19 protein-coding genes are annotated in these 17,292 nt (G+C 31.9%); 9 read left to right on the forward strand and 10 right to left on the reverse strand.

What is annotated here, in order from left to right; translation table 11 throughout:
- Nucleotides 1-24 precede the first annotated feature (24 nt).
- Nucleotides 25-2,220: a TonB-dependent receptor gene (locus tag CW733_RS13990; protein ID WP_100997772.1), complete on the forward strand. Its 2,196-nt coding sequence runs from the start codon at nt 25-27 to the stop codon at nt 2,218-2,220.
- Between the two features lie 197 nt (nt 2,221-2,417).
- Here the strand turns inward: CW733_RS13990 and CW733_RS13995 are convergent, their stop codons facing one another.
- Nucleotides 2,418-2,897: a hypothetical protein gene (locus CW733_RS13995; protein ID WP_100997773.1), complete on the reverse strand. Its 480-nt coding sequence runs from the start codon at nt 2,895-2,897 to the stop codon at nt 2,418-2,420.
- Between the two features lie 181 nt (nt 2,898-3,078).
- Between CW733_RS13995 and greA the strand changes: the two genes are divergently transcribed.
- Both greA and CW733_RS14005 read left to right on the forward strand, forming a co-directional pair.
- Nucleotides 3,079-3,552: a transcription elongation factor GreA gene (greA, locus tag CW733_RS14000; protein WP_100997774.1), complete on the forward strand. Its 474-nt coding sequence runs from the start codon at nt 3,079-3,081 to the stop codon at nt 3,550-3,552.
- Between the two features lie 124 nt (nt 3,553-3,676).
- Nucleotides 3,677-4,066 carry an HIT family protein gene (locus CW733_RS14005; protein WP_100997775.1) on the forward strand — a complete coding sequence of 130 codons (390 nt, stop codon included), beginning with the start codon at nt 3,677-3,679 and terminating at the stop codon, nt 4,064-4,066.
- Here CW733_RS14005 and CW733_RS14010 read toward each other — a convergent pair.
- On the reverse strand, nt 4,047-4,400 hold the full coding sequence (locus tag CW733_RS14010; RefSeq protein ID WP_100997776.1) for a hypothetical protein: 354 nt from the start codon (nt 4,398-4,400) through the stop codon (nt 4,047-4,049). The two genes, CW733_RS14005 and CW733_RS14010, sit on opposite strands and share 20 nt — an antisense overlap.
- A gap of 2 nt (nt 4,401-4,402) precedes the next feature.
- Complete coding sequence (locus CW733_RS14015) at nt 4,403-5,581, reverse strand: HAMP domain-containing sensor histidine kinase (protein ID WP_100997777.1); 1,179 nt, start codon at nt 5,579-5,581, stop codon at nt 4,403-4,405.
- A gap of 296 nt (nt 5,582-5,877) precedes the next feature.
- Between CW733_RS14015 and CW733_RS14020 the strand changes: the two genes are divergently transcribed.
- The 3 genes from CW733_RS14020 to aat all read left to right on the forward strand — a co-directional run bounded on the left by CW733_RS14020 (nt 5,878) and on the right by aat (nt 7,865).
- Nucleotides 5,878-6,732 (forward strand): flavin reductase family protein, encoded by an 855-nt coding sequence (locus tag CW733_RS14020; protein ID WP_100997778.1) that lies wholly within the window; start codon nt 5,878-5,880, stop codon nt 6,730-6,732.
- Nucleotides 6,733-6,777: 45 nt separating this feature from the next.
- Nucleotides 6,778-7,152, forward strand: a complete 375-nt coding sequence (locus CW733_RS14025; RefSeq protein ID WP_100997779.1) for a DUF3127 domain-containing protein — start codon at nt 6,778-6,780, stop codon at nt 7,150-7,152.
- 86 nt (nt 7,153-7,238) lie between these two features.
- Complete coding sequence (aat, locus tag CW733_RS14030) at nt 7,239-7,865, forward strand: leucyl/phenylalanyl-tRNA--protein transferase (protein WP_100997780.1); 627 nt, start codon at nt 7,239-7,241, stop codon at nt 7,863-7,865.
- A 118-nt stretch (nt 7,866-7,983) separates the two neighbouring features.
- On the opposite strand, the gene CW733_RS14035 is transcribed toward aat, so the two are convergent.
- Nucleotides 7,984-8,547: a DNA-3-methyladenine glycosylase I gene (locus CW733_RS14035; protein WP_100997781.1), complete on the reverse strand. Its 564-nt coding sequence runs from the start codon at nt 8,545-8,547 to the stop codon at nt 7,984-7,986.
- 105 nt (nt 8,548-8,652) lie between these two features.
- Between CW733_RS14035 and CW733_RS14040 the strand changes: the two genes are divergently transcribed.
- A complete protein-coding gene (locus tag CW733_RS14040) occupies nt 8,653-9,270 on the forward strand; it encodes a thioredoxin family protein (protein WP_100997782.1) in 618 nt (205 codons plus the stop codon).
- A 125-nt stretch (nt 9,271-9,395) separates the two neighbouring features.
- On the opposite strand, the gene CW733_RS14045 is transcribed toward CW733_RS14040, so the two are convergent.
- From CW733_RS14045 to CW733_RS14065, 6 genes are all read right to left on the reverse strand, one after another.
- Nucleotides 9,396-10,121, reverse strand: coding sequence for a TonB family protein (locus CW733_RS14045; protein ID WP_100997783.1), 726 nt, complete (start codon nt 10,119-10,121; stop codon nt 9,396-9,398).
- 86 nt (nt 10,122-10,207) lie between these two features.
- On the reverse strand, nt 10,208-10,930 hold the full coding sequence (gene truB / locus CW733_RS14050; protein WP_100997784.1) for a tRNA pseudouridine(55) synthase TruB: 723 nt from the start codon (nt 10,928-10,930) through the stop codon (nt 10,208-10,210).
- A gap of 4 nt (nt 10,931-10,934) precedes the next feature.
- Nucleotides 10,935-11,729 (reverse strand): undecaprenyl-diphosphate phosphatase, encoded by a 795-nt coding sequence (locus CW733_RS14055; RefSeq protein WP_100997785.1) that lies wholly within the window; start codon nt 11,727-11,729, stop codon nt 10,935-10,937.
- 44 nt (nt 11,730-11,773) lie between these two features.
- On the reverse strand, nt 11,774-12,049 hold the full coding sequence (locus CW733_RS14060; protein WP_100997786.1) for a DUF3098 domain-containing protein: 276 nt from the start codon (nt 12,047-12,049) through the stop codon (nt 11,774-11,776).
- 386 nt (nt 12,050-12,435) lie between these two features.
- Entirely contained in the window at nt 12,436-12,573 is a 138-nt protein-coding gene (locus CW733_RS16470) for a hypothetical protein (protein WP_157811585.1), read from the reverse strand.
- A 157-nt stretch (nt 12,574-12,730) separates the two neighbouring features.
- Nucleotides 12,731-13,609 carry an ABC transporter permease gene (locus tag CW733_RS14065; protein ID WP_100997787.1) on the reverse strand — a complete coding sequence of 293 codons (879 nt, stop codon included), beginning with the start codon at nt 13,607-13,609 and terminating at the stop codon, nt 12,731-12,733.
- A gap of 224 nt (nt 13,610-13,833) precedes the next feature.
- Between CW733_RS14065 and CW733_RS14070 the strand changes: the two genes are divergently transcribed.
- Both CW733_RS14070 and CW733_RS14075 read left to right on the forward strand, forming a co-directional pair.
- Nucleotides 13,834-16,842, forward strand: coding sequence for a leucine--tRNA ligase (locus tag CW733_RS14070; RefSeq protein ID WP_100998853.1), 3,009 nt, complete (start codon nt 13,834-13,836; stop codon nt 16,840-16,842).
- Nucleotides 16,843-16,873: 31 nt separating this feature from the next.
- Nucleotides 16,874-17,266: a hypothetical protein gene (locus CW733_RS14075; protein ID WP_157811586.1), complete on the forward strand. Its 393-nt coding sequence runs from the start codon at nt 16,874-16,876 to the stop codon at nt 17,264-17,266.
- The last annotated feature ends 26 nt before the right edge of the window (nt 17,267-17,292 follow it).

The following is a 17,292-nucleotide window of genomic DNA, read 5'->3' on the forward strand; positions in this document are numbered from 1 at the left end:
ATTCGTGATTTAAATGTATTTCGAATGAAATTTACAGTAAAAAAAACAACTTTATTTTTAGCATTTGCTGCACTAAGTTTAAATGGTTTTGCGCAAGAAATTAAACAAGATTCAACAAAGTTTGAAACACTTGATGAAGTCTTAATCAAATCAGTTAGAGTAGATGCGAACTCTCCAATCACTCACTCTAACGTGTCTAAAGAAGAATTAGAAAAACGTAATTTAGGACAAGATATCCCTATTCTTTTAAACTATTTACCTTCAGTTGTAACCACAAGTGATGCAGGCGCAGGAGTAGGTTATACCGGAATTAGAGTTCGTGGAATAAGTGCGCAATCTACTAACATTACAATAAACGGTATTCCTTATAATGATTCAGAAAGTTTAGGAACATTTTGGGTAAACTTAGGCGATTTCTCTTCTTCGGTAGAGAGTTTACAACTGCAACGTGGTGTTGGAACCTCTACAAACGGTTCTGGTGCTTTTGGTGCAAGTATTAACGTGTTAACAGATGCGGTTACAAAAGATGCAAGTGGAGAAATTTCTAATAGTTTTGGTAGTTATAATACAAGAAAGCATACTGTAAAATATAGCACAGGATTGTTAAATAACCATTTTGAAATTTCTGGCCGTTTATCGCAAATAAATTCTGATGGTTATATAGATAGAGCAACTTCAGATTTAAAATCGTACTTCTTACAAGGTGTTTATGTAGATGATAATACGCAAATTAAAGCAGTCACTTTTGGAGGTCATGAAGTTACGTATCAAGCTTGGAATGGTTTAGAAGATTTAGATATTTTAGAAAACGATAGAACTTTTAATACTTCAGGTCAATATACAGATGCAAATGGAAATGATAGGTTTTATGATAATGAAGTTGATAATTATAAACAAGACCATTACCAATTACATTGGAGTGAAAAAATTAATAATAACTGGTCAACAAACTTAGGGTTAAACTATACAAAAGGTAGTGGCTATTTTGAGCAGTATAAAGAAGGCGAAGATTTTTCGACTTATGGTTTTGATGAAATAAGTATTGGAGGCGAAACTATAGATGAGACAGATGTTATTAGAAGACGTTGGTTAGATAATGATTTTTATGTGTTTAATGCTAATGTTAATTATAGAGATAAAGCTTTAAACCTAAGTACAGGTTTATTTTATAGCTCGTACCATGGAGATCATTTTGGTGAAGTAATTTGGTCGCAATATGCAAGTAATAGCGAAATTAGAGACCATTATTATGATAGTGATGGAGATAAGTATGATTTTAGTGTTTTTGCAAAAGCCACATACCAATTAAACAGTAAACTAAGCTTGTTTGGAGATTTGCAATATAGAAGTGTAAATTATGATACTAGTGGAATAAGTTCGGATTTAGTAGTGTTTGAGGTAGATAAAACTTATGGATTTTTTAATCCTAAAGCTGGATTATCTTATAATTTAAATGATAAAAATAATTTCTATTTCTCTTATGCGAGAGCTAATAGAGAAGCAAGTAGAAGCGATTTTGAAAGCAATCCAGATATTAAACCAGAACAACTTAATGATTTCGAATTAGGCTGGAGATATAAAAGCGAGAACCTAATTTTTAATGCAAACACTTATTATATGTTGTATAACGAGCAATTGGTTTTAACTGGTGCTATTGACGATGTTGGATCTCCAATTCGTAATAACTCTGGTAATAGTTCGCGTTTAGGATTGGAATTGGAAGCTGTAGTAAAGATTAGCGATAAGTTTTCTGTGCAGCCTAATTTAACTTTTAGTTCTAATAAAAACGATGAAACTATTGTTTCTAGAAATGGAGAACTTGTAAGCTTGGGTAAAACTAACATCTCATTTTCTCCAGAGGTTATAGCATCTAATGCTTTTGTTTTTCAGCCTTTAAATAATTTGCAATTGTCTCTTTTAAGCAAATATGTTGGAGAGCAATTTATGGGGAATTCAGATTCTGATGCGTCTAAATTAGAAAGTTATTTTGTAAATGATTTTAATGTGACTTACGAGATTAAAACCAATAAAATATTCAAGTCTATTTTATTATCTGGTTTGGTAAATAATATTTTTGGAGAAGAATACGTGTCTAATGGATATTATTATACTTACGATGATACTTGGTCCGATCCTACAGCTACAAAAACAATTGAAGGTGCTGGTTTTTATCCACAAGCAACTACAAACTTTCTTGTTGGTGCAACACTAAAATTCTAAATAGAGAAACACTTAATATAAATTAAAGCGGCTCGATGCCGCTTTTTTTATTGCGAAAAGGATAGAAGTGACATCCTTTTTTATGTCAGTTCGAGTGTTTTGCGAAGCATGAGCAAAATGTATCGAGAACAAGTAAAAAAGATATAACGTATAGCCTGGTTTTTAATGCTTTTAATAGCATTAAAAATTTGCCCTAATTAATTATAAACACGAATTATGCTTCCGTTAACTTCTACGCGATAGCGAACCATTGTGTACTGTCCTGTAGTGCCTGCTAGTGGGACTCCACCAGATAAAATGTCGTAAGAATTACCGTCGTTACAAGAACAAGTAGCTACTGTACTTATTGCTGATAAAGTTCCAGGATTATCTAGTTCAAATACAGAACAAGATGCTATTTGGTGGTTAGGATCGCTATATTCGAAAGCACTATAGTTGTTGAAACCCGTATTTATTACCACGATACCATTTATACCATAATTAGGAACATATATAGCATTAGTGTCAAAATCTAATTGACCATAAATCCCTCCTAACTGCATGTTAATTTGGTTTCCCGTATTAAAACCAACATTTGGAATATTTGGGTTGTTATTTTGATTGTCATCATTTTTCTTACTACATGTAAGAAATATTAGACTAAGTAGAGTTGGTAATAGGATTGTTTTAAATTTCATTTTTAACTTTTTTATAGCAGTGCAATTTACAACAAAAGTGAATTGCGAATTAAATATTTTGTATATTTGTAATATAATCTCGTGTATACGAGATTTTTTTTATGCTAAATTAATTTTAGAATCTCTTGTTTTAAATATAACAAAGACAGATGTTTAAAATTAGTGTTAAAACGAAAAAATTATGAGTAAAGTATCATATTATACAGAAGCAGGCTTAAAAAAATTAAGAGCAGAGTTGGCGCAATTAAAAGATGTAGAGCGTGTAAAGGCTAGTAATGCAATTGGAGAAGCGAGAGATAAAGGTGATTTAAGTGAAAATGCAGAGTACGATGCTGCAAAAGAAGCGCAAGGTATGCTAGAAATGAAAATAGCTAAATTAGAAGACCAAATGGCTGGTGCGCGTGTTATTGACGAGTCGCAAATGGATACCTCAAAAATTTTGGTACTCTCTAAAGTGAAAATTAAAAACCAAACCAATGGTATGGAACTTAATTATACGTTGGTTGCAGATGGTGAAGCAGATTTAGCTGCTGGTAAAATTTCTGTTAACTCTCCAATAGGTCAAGGTTTATTAGGGAAAACTGTTGGTGATGTTGCCGAGATAACAGTGCCAAGTGGTATTATAAAATTTGATATTATCGAGATTTCAAGATAGTTTTAGTGTTTCGCTTTCGCGGAAGAACTTTGTAATAAATATTATTCCTGTTTATTCTGAAATAATTTTCAGTTTAGCAGGAATCTTTTTTTATCTTTATTTTTTAAATTGAAACCAATATAATATGGCATCTATATTCACTAAAATAGTTAACGGAGAAATACCAAGTTATAAAGTAGCAGAAACTGAAGAGTTTCTAGCTTTTTTAGATGTTAATCCTAATGCTAAAGGCCATACTTTGTGTATACCTAAAAAGGAAACTAATAAAATTTTCGATTTAGACAAAGAGGAGTACGCTCGTTTAATGGAATTTTCTAGACAGGTAGCAATTGCTTTAGAAAAAACAGTGCCTTGTAAACGTGTTGGTGTTTCGGTAATTGGTTTAGAAGTGCCACATGTTCATGTACATTTAATACCATTAAATACAATGGACGATGCTCGATTTACTAATAAAGTGTCTCTTGATAAAGCTGAATTTGAAAGTTTAGCTAAAGCTATACAGGCAAATTTATAACTGTTAAAACAATTGCTGCAATTACTACGGTTACAATAACACCAATAATAATCCAAAATAAGGAGTTATATTTTTTAGATGCCTTTTTAGGCACGAAAGCCTTCATTTGGTAATCGTAAATACGCTCGATATCTTCGGTCCAGTTTACTGGGTAAATAGTAGTGTCGCAAACATTACAATGCATTTCTGTAGCAATTTCCTGAGTTATAGATTTAGAAAATTTAGTTTCAATAAACTTCTGTTTAAAAGTAAGTTCTAAACCTTCTTTACTAAAGCATTCTGGACAGTTATTGTTTAGGAAAACTTCCTTTACAGTAATTAGTTTTTCGCTCATAATTAAACTGTTTTTAGTGCAATTTGCATTATAGTTCCTCTGCCAATTTGAGACTGCGCAACTTTTATTTTACCATCGTGAAAATCTTCTACTATACGTCTTGCAAGAGATAAGCCTAATCCCCAACCACGTTTTTTAGTGGTGTAACCAGGCTCGAAAACACTTTTAAACTGGCTTTTGTTCAAGCCTTTTCCTGTGTCGATAATATTAATTTTTACGTTGTTTTCTAACTGTGTCATTACTATAGTAAGATCGCCTTTACCTTTCATTGCATCGATAGCATTTTTTACTAAATTCTCGATAGTCCAACTGTATAATTGCGGATTCAAATTTACATAAATTGGTGCTTCCGGAAGCTTTAAAGTAAAATTAATAAGCTTCGAAGATCTCGTTTTTAAGTAATCGTAAGTATCTTGAGTTTCTTTTACAATATCTGTTTTTTGTAAGGTTGGAAGAGAACCTATTTTGCTAAAACGTTCTGTTATGGTTTGTAATCTGTCAATATCTTTTTCTATTTCTAGAATATATTCTGGGTTTACGTTTTCGGTTTTTAAAATTTCAGCCCAGCCAATTAAAGACGATAAAGGTGTGCCAATTTGATGCGCAGTTTCCTTTGCCATCCCAGACCACAACTTGTTTTGTGTAGCAATTTTGGAGCTTCGGTAGAAGAAATAAACAACAGAAGCGAATAGGAAGATAATTAACAAAAGAGCTAAAGGATAATACTTTAGTTTGTTTAGTAAAGGAGCATTACCATAGTATAATTTACTTGCGAGAACTTTTTTTTGTGTTTCAGGATCTATATATGAGATCTCAATAGGAGCGTTTTCAGATTCAAACTGTCTAATCAGTTTATCTTTGTTTTGTTCAACATATTTTGAAACATTTTCTCCACTAAAATCAATATTACTAGAGTTACTTAATGTGCCATCCACATTAACAACTAAAATTGGAGTTGTGCTATTGCTGTTTAAAATTTTAACTAGAAAATTAAAGTTTGGATTGTTTTCATCGCTAGAAAATATTTTTTGAGCATTAGACCAAATTTCCATCTTAGCGCGTTCTTCGTCTTTAAATTTCTGAAAGAAAGTATAGGTGTTCCAAAGAATCAAAGAAATGATTGCAAAAGAGGCGATTATTATAATCCAGCGAACAAGTTGTCTGTTTTTAGTGAAAAACATGTAGTAATTTTTGTGTTAATATCAAATAGGCTATAAACTTAAGCTAAAATAATGAGAATTAGTTTTCGCTAGTTCAAGGCATTAAATTTAAACATAGCCTAAGCTATGGTAAAATTTCATAACGATGAAATAGTAGAAAAATAAAATTATTATTGGTTTAACGTTATAGTTTTTTTTGATATAAAATAATTAAAAACTATATAATGGGCTATTGTTAATAATATTGTACAAACGTAGAATAATCTTCTTTTAGTTCGGGTGTTAATTAAGTACATTTGTTGAAAATTATAGAGTTAATGACATCTTTTGAACCTAAAGACATACCAACAGCAAAATTGCATGGTTATTTGTTAAGTGCAGTAGCACCAAGACCAATAGCTTTTGCAAGCACTATGGATGAGAATGGGAACCCAAATTTGTCACCATTTAGTTTTTTTAATGTGTTTAGTGCAAATCCTCCAATTTTAATTTTTTCTCCAGCAAGACGTGTTAGAGATAATACAACAAAACATACTTTGGAAAATGCAGAAAGCACAAAAGAAGTCGTGATAAATGTTGTAAATTATAATATTGTACAACAAATGTCGCTTAGTAGTACAGAATATGCACAAGGTGTAAACGAGTTTGATAAAGCAGGTTTAACAATGCTTAAAAGCGATATTGTAAAACCATTTCGTGTTGCAGAATCACCTGTACAGTTTGAGTGTAAAATAAACGAAATTATAAAGTTAGGAACAGAAGGTGGAGCAGGTAATTTAATTATTTGCGAAGTTGTAAAACTTCATATTAGTGATGCTGTTTTAAATGAAAACGGAAGCATAGACCAAGAAAAACTAGATTTAGTTGCTCGTGCTGGCGGAAGTTATTATAGTAGAGCTAAAGCTGGTTTTTTCGAAATTCCAAAACCACTTTCAACTTTAGGTATAGGAGTAGATGTGTTACCAGAAAATATTAGAAATAGTACTATTTTAACAGGAAACGATTTAGGTTTACTAGGCAATGTAGAGGCCTTACCAACCAAAGAAGCTATTAACGCTTTCGCGGAAAAACATGACAATATTGCATTAACTGAAGTGGAAAAGCATAAAAAGGCACAAAATTTGCTTAGTTTTGGTGATGTAGGGAGTGCATGGAAAGTATTGTTATCGTAAAATAGCAATAATAAATAAGACGAATATTTAATAATTATATAGACAATGGAAGTACAAGGAAAAGTAAAATTAGTAGGAGAAACACAAACGTTTGGGAGTAACGGATTTAGAAAAAGAGAATTAGTTGTAACAACAGAAGAGCAGTATCCTCAACACATATTAGTGGAATTTGTTCAAGATAAATGCGATTTATTAAACAACTATAAGCCAGGACAAGATGTTAAAGTAAACATCAATTTACGTGGTAGAGAATGGGTTAACCCTCAAGGAGAAACAAAATATTTCAATTCAATTCAAGGTTGGAGAATTGAAGGTGTACAAGCAGGAGCTCCTGCTGGAATGCCAGAAGTTCCACCAGCAGCAGCTTTCGAGCCAGCAACAGATTTAAAAGAAGAAGATCACGACGATTTACCATTCTAAATCTATTTCTGCGAAGGCAGGAATCTTATAAATATAACCTCAATGCTAAATGTCATTGAGGTTTTTTATTTTAGTAAAATAAAATTATGCACATATTAAACCAAAACATACTATTTCCAAACGTACAAGAAGCCGACGAAGAAGGTTTACTTGCTGTTGGTGGAGATTTGTCTGTAGAGCGTTTATTGTTAGCTTACCAAAGCGGAATTTTTCCTTGGTTTAATGAAGATGAAGTTGTTTTATGGTGGTCGCCAGATCCTAGATTTGTTCTCTTTCCAAAAGAATTAAAGGTGTCTAAAAGTATGAAGCAATTTCTTAGAAATTGCGATTTCGAAATTACTATAAACAAAGACTTTAAATCTGTAATAACAGAATGTGCAAAAGCAAAACGCGATGGTCAAGCAGGAACTTGGATTACAAATAACATGATAGATGCTTATTGCAAATTGCACGAACAAGGTTTTGCTAAATCTGTTGAGGTTTGGAGAGATAATGTCCTTGTTGGTGGTTTTTACGGTGTAGATTTAAACAACGGAGTGTTTTGTGGTGAAAGTATGTTTGCCAAAGAAAGTAACGCAAGTAAAGCTGCTTTTATTACTTTTATTGAGAATACAGATTATAAATTAATAGACTGCCAGGTTTACACAACTCACTTAGCGAGTTTGGGAGCAAAGGATATTCCTAGAGATGAGTTTATGGCTTATTTGAAGTAATGTCACTTCGAGTGAAATTCTTTTTTAGAATTTTATATCGAGAACCTATCTAAGAAACAAAAGCTTCTCGATACAATTTTTCATTCTTCAAAATCACTCGAAGTGACAAATAATTATATTAAACTTCATCATACCTAAAACACCCAACTTCATGGTCGTTTACCATACCTGTGGCTTGCATAAACGCATACATAACTGTACTGCCAACAAATTTAAAGCCTCGCTTTTTTAAATCTTTACTCAAAACATCACTTAAAGGAGTGTTTGGAGCAGCTTCTTTATAAATTTTTACTTTATTTTTTATTGTTTTGTCATCTACAAAAGCCCAAATGTATTTACTAAAACTGCCAAATTCTTTTTGAATTTCCATAAATGCTTGTGCATTTGTAATGGCAGATTTCACCTTTAGTTTATTTCTAATAATGCCAGCATTTTGAAGCAGTTCTTCTTTTTTATCTTCATTATAATTAGCTATTTTTTTATAATCGAAAAAATCGAAAGCCTCACGAAAATTTTCACGTTTACGTAAAATAGTAATCCAACTCAAGCCAGCTTGAAAAGTTTCAAGAATTAAAAATTCGAATAATTGGTGGTCATCATAAACTGGAACTCCCCATTCTTTATCATGGTAAGCTTCGTATAATTCGTCGCCAACACACCAACCGCATTTATGTTTTGTCATGGTATTTTATTTAATGCCTATTATAGACTGTAAGGAATATAAAAATCTCCTACTAATGTAACAACTGTTACTTAAAAACCATCAAAGTATCAGTATTTTTATATTATGGAAACACTACAAAATACAGATTTAAAAAATATAATAAATGACAGCCTTCAAAAAGCTATTAATTATCAAGATTATAGAAATTTAGTAAAGGATTTGGTTGCAAAAGAATCCACTACTGGAACTGAAAAAACCGAAGCTTTAGCAAATTATACAATGCTTAATGATAGAAGAATGAAGCGTTGGGATAAAACGGTAAAAGTACCTGAAGCTTTGCAGGAACAAGTTTCTGCTTTAAAAGTGAATCAAACTTGGTTAGTGCTAACCGAAAGTTGGTGTGGAGATGCTGCACATGTAATGCCTGTAATTAATAAGGTTGCAGAGCTTAACAAGGGTATCGATTTTAAAGTGGTGCTTAGAGATGAAAACGAAGCTTTAATGAGTCAGTTTTTAACCAATGGAGGACAAGCTATTCCTAAGTTAATTATGATTGATAATATTACAAATAAAGTTGTTAATACCTTTGGACCAAGACCAACCGAAGCTACTAAATTGGTTAATGCTTATAAAGCCGAACATGGAATGTTAACTCCAGAATTTAAAGAAGATTTACAAGGTTGGTATAACAAGAATAAAGGACAAAATGCTATTGATGATTTGGTTGGTTTAATGCGTTAGTTTTTTTTGTCAATTCGAGTAAAATTCTTTTTTAAGAATTTTGTATCGAGAATAATCGAATAATAAGGTTGACTTCTCGATACAATTTTTATAAAAATAAAAATTACTCGAAGTGACAATGCGTCTTACTTCCCTTCAAAATTAAAAGTAATTGTTCCAATTTGTGAAGCCTTTTCTGAAGCATCAAAATGTGTTTTTTTTGCAAACTCTAAGGCGTGCTTTTGTAAACATGCATTATTAGAAGTTGAAGAAGAATTTATAGCAGTGGAAATAACTTCACCAAAACCATTAACAGTAATATTTACTACAATCTTCCCATTAGTTTCACACAAGTAAATTGGAATAGGTAAAGACGTGTCTGTTCTTCCTTTTAATGAGTATATAATAGAACTATTCTTGTTTGTTGAGGCTTCAGAACTTGATTGTTGCGAGGCTTTTTTGCGTTTATTTAGAATAGTACTTACGCTTTCAAAAGAAGAAATTTCTTCGTTATTAACGTTTGAATTAGCATTAGTTTCTGATGTTTCTTTAGCTTCTGAAGGCTTTTCATTTCTATCTCTTAATCTAGGATCATCGTAATCTTTTGGAGGAGCAATAGGTTTAAAAGCTTGAGCAAAATGCTTATATTCTTTAGTTTCGTTATAACCTTTATTAGTCTTTTGCGAATTATCTTTTAGCTCAATTTCCTCAGGAGTAGTTTTATCAAATAAATCTGGAGGTGTAATATCTATTAAAGTTTCAGCTACAGTTTCATTTTGTTTAATAAGCGCGAAGTTAAAAAGCGAAAGCATTACACTTGCGGCAATTAATAATGAGATGGCTAACGCCTTGTGAGAATTGTTTAATTTCAAAAGCAACAAAATAATTAATAATGTGATTAGCGTGTTAGTATTCTATATACGTTAAAACCACTAATTACAGATGTAGCTTCAAAATGCTATTCCGTTTTTTGTGGTAAAGCAGCTATAAAGTCTTCTTTTGAAAGTGCATTATCAACATGAAAATCACCAATTTTTGTACGTCTTAAAGCTGAAAGATGTCCGCCAGAGTTTAAAGCTTTTCCAAAGTCGTTTGCTAACGAACGAATATATGTGCCTTTGCTACAAATAACTCTAAAACCCACATTAATAGAACTTGTGCTGAGCGCAGTCGAAGCATCAATTTTAGTGATTTCGAACTCATTTATAGTTATTTTTCGTGATTTTATTTCAACAGCTTCTCCTGCTCGTGCATATTCATACAAGCGTTTTCCGTCTTTTTTTAGTGCAGAAAATACAGGTGGAAATTGGTCTATCTCTCCTATAAACTGTTTTGTAGTTTCATGTATTAAATCTTCAGTAATATGTTTTGTTGGAAAGGTTTCGTTTATTTCCGATTCTAAATCGAAAGAAGGTGTAGTTCCTCCTAAAGTAATGGTTCCTGTGTATTCTTTAACTTGACCTTGAAACGTATCGATTTGCTTGGTCATTTTTCCAGTGCAAATTATTAGCAATCCAGTTGCTAAAGGATCTAAAGTTCCTGCATGACCAACTTTTATTTTCTTAATGTTAAACGCTTGACGTATTTCCCAACGCAATTTGTTAACCACTTGAAAAGAGGTCCAGTTTAAAGGTTTGTCTATAAGTAAAACTTGTCCAGTTTGGTAGTCTTCAACAGTCATTATTTTAATTTAAAAGTGAAAAAACAATAGCAATCAACCCAACAACTACGCAGTATATTGCGAAATAAGACAGCTTGCTTTTCTTTACTAAAGCAATCATCCATGTACATGCAAATAAACCCGATATAAATGCAGCAACAAATCCTGCTCCTAATGCTGTGATATTTTGACTTTCGAAAGATAAATCTCCGCCAACAAGATCTTTAGCAATTTTTCCAAAAATTAAAGGCACAACCATTAAAAATGAAAAACGTGCAGCTTTCGTTTTGTCATTACCTAATAATACAGAGGTTGATATTGTAGCTCCACTTCTAGAAATCCCTGGAAGCAGTGCAATGGCTTGAGAAACACCAATAATAAGAGCGTCTTTAAAACTAACTTTCTTTTGGGTGTTTTTTGCTTTATCTGCTAAAAACAGAAGAATAGCAGTAACCAAAAGCATACAGCCTACTAACATTATATTTCCTCCAAAAAGTTGTTCGAGTTGCTCTTCAAAAAAGAGACCTACTAAAACAGCAGGAATCATAGAAATTATAATTTTTACAGCAAAACGTTGATCTTCGTTAATACCTGGTTTAAATAAACCTTTTATAATGTCTATTATATCTTTTCTAAAAATTACGATGGTACTCAAAGCTGTTGCAAAGTGAAGCACAACTGTAAATAATAAACTTTCTTCAGGAACAGAATTATCACCAAGAATAGCTTTTCCTAGTTCTAAATGTCCACTAGAAGATACAGGAAGAAATTCTGTAAGCCCTTGAATTATTCCTAAAATGATTGAGTCTAAAATATCCATTCGGCAAAAATATCAAAATTGAATGACCAAATGGTAGTTTGTAGTTATTTTTTAGAATCGGAATCTTCCTTACGCGTTAAAATCGCGTAAATCTGCATCCCAAAACCAATAAGCACTAAAGCTGGTGCTAATCTAATACGTCTCCAATGAAAAATATCTTCATTAAAAACAGTTGGGTCGTCGTTTCCACCACCAGACATTAATATAAAACCAATAACAATAAAGGCTAAACCAATAAACATAAATTTATAGTTACGTTTTCCAAAGATAAATTCACCTTTGTTTTCAGAACCGATTTCTTTGCGTTTTTGCTCTCCCACTTTATGTAGATTTTATTAAATGCTGTAAAAAATTATACTTGATACTAATCAAACTTCAAAATAATCATTTAAAAATTAGTTTCGTAGTCGCAAAGTAACGGTTTTATTTAAAACTTTCACATGTAATGATTCTAAATTTAAGCCGCTTTCAAGTCTATGGTTTGTGTTATAATAATCACTAAAATTGTTATTAAAGACACTATCTTAAGGCTAGGCTTAAGATAGTGTTCTAATTTTTTAGTTTAAATTTTATAATTATCCATACTGGTTCTTATATTTTAAAAGACACAAATAGAAGATAACTTAAAAAAAGCACCCAAAAGATTACAATGAGAGTGCTAACTATTACAATTCCGTTTTTTTTGTTTTTAGATAAATTCAAGATTTTATTCGTAAATTCCTTTTATATAATGTTTACTCATATCAACTTTAACAATCGATTTGTCTTCTATTTTCTTTTGCGATAGCAATACAAAGCTTGTAATTGCTACGATGCCTATAAATACAAATGTTACTCGTTTCATAATTTTAAATTGAGAGATTAATAAATGTAATGGTATAGTCAATATTTTGTGTTTTGGTTATGTAAATATAACCGCTTAAGCCCTTAAATATTGTTAAGGCTTAAGTTAAAGAATGTTAAACTTTGGAAATGAAATACTTAGTGAAGATTAAAATTAATTAATAATAGAGCTTATCTGTGTTTAGGTTTAAAAAGCGCTGTGTAGCGATGAATGTAGAAATCCAAGTGATAAAAATACCTAGGAAAAATATGAAAGCAAAGAGACCAATAATAAGAACTGGTTTGCTTAATAGTGTTAGTTCTGGAAATGTTTTGTCAATATAATATAAAACAACAGCCATTCCTATAAGTGCTAATATTGCTCCAAAAACACCAAGTTTTACACTTCTTAAAATAAAAGGTTTTCTAATAAAACGTTTAGTAGCACCAACCATTTGCATGGTTTTAATAGTAAAACGTTTAGAGTAAACTGCTAATCTAATAGAGCTATTAATTAATAATACAGCAATTAGTGTAAATAGAGCACTTAATAGTAAGACCCAAAAACTAATTTTCTTAACATTATCATTCATTAAATTAACCAAGTCATTATCGTAACTAACCTCTTCTACAAAGTTTTTAGTTAAGGCTTCATCTGCAATAATTTGCAATTTTTCTGAGGTTACAAAATCTGCTTTTAAGTTTACATCAATTGAATTTTTTAACGGATTACTACCCAAAAAGTCCATAAAATCTTCACCACTTTCGGCTTTCATAAATTCGGCAGCCTGCTCTTTAGAAACAAAAGTTGTCGATTTTACATAGTCTGCCATTGCTAGGCTTTTTTCAAGTTGTTTAATTTCAACATCTTTAGCATTGTCTTTTAAGAAAATGGTAACGGTAACTTGCTCTTTAAAATGGTCTGCTACTTTTTTTGCATTCAATACCAAAAGGCCTAGTAAGCCTAATAAAAACAGAACGAGCCCAATACTTAAAACCACAGAAAAGTATGAAGAAATTAAACGACGTTTTTGGTATTTATCAAAAGATGAGCTCATAAAAAGAGTTTAGTTAATGGTGTAAAAATAATAAAGTTATTGAATACCTAAACTTTAGAACGCTTAAATTTTCAACACTATTATAGAAAGTTTAAATTTGCGCTTTAATTTTTGCTGTCATTACGAGGAGCAAAGCGATGTGGCAATCTGTTTTAATTAATAAGATTGCCACATCACACCAAAAAAGTGTGGTTCGCAATGACGTTACATTTATAATTATAGTTATGCAATACCATTTTAACGACATAGAAGCCAAGTGGCAAAAATATTGGGCAGAAAACCAAACGTTTAAAGCCTCGAATACTAGCGATAAACCTAAATATTACGTACTCGATATGTTTCCTTATCCATCTGGAGCAGGTTTACACGTTGGGCATCCTTTAGGCTATATTGCCAGCGATATTTATGCACGTTACAAGCGCCATAAAGGTTTTAATGTATTGCATCCTCAAGGTTACGATAGTTTTGGTTTACCTGCAGAACAGTATGCAATACAAACAGGACAGCATCCTGCGATTACTACAGAAACCAATATTAAAACCTATAGAAGACAGTTAGATCAAATTGGTTTTTCTTTCGATTGGAGTCGAGAAGTACGCACAAGTAGTCCTGAATATTACAAATGGACGCAATGGATATTTATTCAATTATTCGAATCGTATTATTGCAATAATGATAATAAGGCTAAAGAGATAAAAGAATTAGTTTCAATTTTTTCTTCGGAAGGAAATGCCAATGTTAGCGTTGCTTGCGATGATGATATTGAAGTATTTACTGCCGAAGCTTGGACTAATTTTTCAACTGAAGAACAGCAAGCAATACTATTAAAATACAGATTAACATACCTAGCTGAAACCGAAGTAAATTGGTGCCCAGTTTTAGGAACCGTTTTAGCAAACGACGAAATTGTAAATGGTGTGTCGGAACGTGGTGGACATCCAGTTGTACGTAAAAAGATGACACAATGGAGTATGCGAATTTCTGCTTATGCAGAACGTTTATTGCAAGGTTTGGAAGCTGTTGATTGGACAGATTCTTTAAAAGAAACACAGCGTAATTGGATTGGGAAATCGGTTGGAGCAACTGTATCTTTTAACGTAAAAGATCATGACGAGAAAATAGAAGTTTTTACCACAAGACCAGATACTGTTTTTGGAGTAAGTTTCATGACGTTAGCACCAGAACACGAACTAGTATCTAAATTAACAACAGCAGACCAAAAAGAAGCTGTTGAAGCTTATATAGAAAAAACCGCAAAACGTAGCGAACGCGATCGTATGGCAGATGTAAAAACTATTTCTGGTGTATTTACAGGTGCTTATGCAGAACATCCTTTTACTAAAGAACCAGTACAAATTTGGATTGGTGATTACGTATTAGCAAGTTACGGAACAGGAGCAGTTATGGCTGTACCTTGTGGAGATCAGCGCGATTACGATTTTGCAAAACACTTTAATATCGAAATTCCTAACATTTTTGAAGGCGTAGATATTAGCGAAGAAGCTTTTGCAGGAAAAGACAATGTAAAGATTGCTAATAGCGATTTCCTAAACGGAATGAACTATAAAAAAGCAAGCAAATTAGCTATTTACGAACTAGAAAAAATAGGTCAAGGAGAAGGTAAAACAAACTATAGATTACGTGATGCTGTATTTTCTAGACAGCGTTATTGGGGAGAACCATTTCCTGTGTATTATGTAAATGGAATGCCACAAATGATAGATGCGCAACATCTACCAATACAATTACCAGAAGTAGAAAAGTATTTACCAACCGAAGAAGGCGAGCCGCCATTAGGTCGTGCAGATGTTTGGGCTTGGGATACTAAAAATAACAAAGTCGTTTCTAACGATCTTTGTCATTCAGAGCAAAGCGAAGAATCTCATAATGGTATCTATCCTTTAGAATTAAACACAATGCCAGGTTGGGCAGGAAGCTCATGGTACTTTTTCCGTTATATGGAAGAAGCTGCTAATAGAGGAGATGTTTTTGCAAGTGAAGATGCCCTTAAATATTGGGAAAATGTAGATTTATATATTGGTGGAGCAGAGCATGCTACTGGTCACTTATTATATTCTCGTTTCTGGGTAAAATTATTAAAAGATAGAGGTTTTGTAAATGTTGAAGAACCTTTTAAAAAGCTAATAAACCAAGGAATGATTCTTGGGACTAGTGCTTTTGTTTATAAAGTATTATGGAATGTTATTTCAGGAGAGGATTTTGATTTTTCAGTTTTGCCAACCATCTTTATTTCTAAAAGTCAACAACAGCAATTAGAGAATGGTGATAAAGAGACAGATGAAAGAATTAGAGATTTAATGAATGTTATTTTGAATGAAAAGATTCTTAATGATGATGTTAAAAAAGTCTTTCATAAACCTTCTGTTTCAAAAACTCATGCAGATGTTTCTTTTGTAAATGCTTCAGAAGAATTAAATATTGCAGCTTTTAAAAATTGGAGAGTAGAGTTTAATAATTCAATTTTTATTGGAGAAAATGGAGAGATTATTGAAGGAGAAAATGATGTTTATAAAGTAGGACGTGAAGTCGAAAAAATGTCCAAATCCAAATACAACGTTGTCAATCCAGACAACATTGTAGAAGGTTACGGAGCAGATAGTCTTCGTTTATACGAAATGTTTTTAGGTCCATTAGAACAATACAAACCATGGAATACAGCAGGTATTACAGGTGTGCATAATTTCTTAAAGAAACTATGGAAATTGTATGTAGATGATAATGGTTTAAAAGTTAACGATGCAGAACCAACAAAAGACAACCTTAAAACGTTGCATAAAACCATAAAGAAAGTACAGGAAGATATAGAGAATTTCTCTTTTAATACTTCAGTTTCTACTTTTATGATTGCTGTAAACGAACTTGGAGCTCAAAAATGTACAAGTAAAGACATACTAGAACCTTTATTGGTTTTAATATCGCCTTATGCACCACATATTGCTGAAGAGTTGTTTAGCAAATTAGGAAATAGTGCATCTATTTCTACTGCTGCTTTTCCAGAATTTGAGGCAAGCCATTTAGTAGAGAGTAGTAAAAATTATCCGATTTCATTTAATGGTAAAATGCGTTTTACGTTAGAGTTACCTATGGATTTAAGTAAAGACGAAATAGAAAAAGCAGTTATGGCTCACGAAAAAACCATAGCACAATTAGAAGGGCGTACTCCTAAAAAAGTAATTGTAGTTCCTGGTAAGATTGTTAACATTGTTGGTTAATTTCCAGGAAGGTGGAAAACTAACAATGTTAATGAGGTTTAAAGTATTCTTGGTTAGATTAAAAGGTTTAAAGGTTAGTAAAATAGACCAAATTGGGATATTTTTCTTAGTAGCCTTTATAGTGTCTAAAACTTTAATTTGGTTATTTGAAGAACAATTTACTAAGGAAAATTGGAAGACTTATTCTTATAAGCGATACAAAATGACTGATGAGATTATTGAAAATAAATTGATAATCGGTAAAACAAAACAAGAGATTATATTTTTATTAGGAAATAATATGAGATCCTCAAAAGCTAATGGAAAAGAACAATTGGTTTATCCGTTAGGAACACCGCCAAGTTTTTTTGAAGAAAAAAAAGAAAAACTAATTATTCTTTTTGAAGCAGGTTATGTAGTAGAAGTTATTCAATCTAACGAATAAGAAAACTTTGTTTATTTTAGTAAACA

The organism is Lacinutrix sp. Bg11-31, assembly GCF_002831665.1.
Taxonomy (GTDB): domain Bacteria; phylum Bacteroidota; class Bacteroidia; order Flavobacteriales; family Flavobacteriaceae; genus Lacinutrix.

Coding starts and splice junctions, on each gene's coding strand:
- CW733_RS13990 (WP_100997772.1), top strand. CDS start 25: ATGAAATTTACAGTAAAAAAAACAACTTTATTTTTAGCATTTGCTGCA.
- CW733_RS13995 (WP_100997773.1), bottom strand. CDS start 2,897: ATGAAATTTAAAACAATCCTATTACCAACTCTACTTAGTCTAATATTT.
- greA (WP_100997774.1), top strand. CDS start 3,079: ATGAGTAAAGTATCATATTATACAGAAGCAGGCTTAAAAAAATTAAGA.
- CW733_RS14005 (WP_100997775.1), top strand. CDS start 3,677: ATGGCATCTATATTCACTAAAATAGTTAACGGAGAAATACCAAGTTAT.
- CW733_RS14010 (WP_100997776.1), bottom strand. CDS start 4,400: ATGAGCGAAAAACTAATTACTGTAAAGGAAGTTTTCCTAAACAATAAC.
- CW733_RS14015 (WP_100997777.1), bottom strand. CDS start 5,581: ATGTTTTTCACTAAAAACAGACAACTTGTTCGCTGGATTATAATAATC.
- CW733_RS14020 (WP_100997778.1), top strand. CDS start 5,878: ATGACATCTTTTGAACCTAAAGACATACCAACAGCAAAATTGCATGGT.
- CW733_RS14025 (WP_100997779.1), top strand. CDS start 6,778: ATGGAAGTACAAGGAAAAGTAAAATTAGTAGGAGAAACACAAACGTTT.
- aat (WP_100997780.1), top strand. CDS start 7,239: ATGCACATATTAAACCAAAACATACTATTTCCAAACGTACAAGAAGCC.
- CW733_RS14035 (WP_100997781.1), bottom strand. CDS start 8,547: ATGACAAAACATAAATGCGGTTGGTGTGTTGGCGACGAATTATACGAA.
- CW733_RS14040 (WP_100997782.1), top strand. CDS start 8,653: ATGGAAACACTACAAAATACAGATTTAAAAAATATAATAAATGACAGC.
- truB (WP_100997784.1), bottom strand. CDS start 10,930: ATGACTGTTGAAGACTACCAAACTGGACAAGTTTTACTTATAGACAAA.
- CW733_RS14055 (WP_100997785.1), bottom strand. CDS start 11,729: ATGGATATTTTAGACTCAATCATTTTAGGAATAATTCAAGGGCTTACA.
- CW733_RS16470 (WP_157811585.1), bottom strand. CDS start 12,573: ATGAAACGAGTAACATTTGTATTTATAGGCATCGTAGCAATTACAAGC.
- CW733_RS14065 (WP_100997787.1), bottom strand. CDS start 13,609: ATGAGCTCATCTTTTGATAAATACCAAAAACGTCGTTTAATTTCTTCA.
- CW733_RS14070 (WP_100998853.1), top strand. CDS start 13,834: ATGCAATACCATTTTAACGACATAGAAGCCAAGTGGCAAAAATATTGG.
- CW733_RS14075 (WP_157811586.1), top strand. CDS start 16,874: ATGAGGTTTAAAGTATTCTTGGTTAGATTAAAAGGTTTAAAGGTTAGT.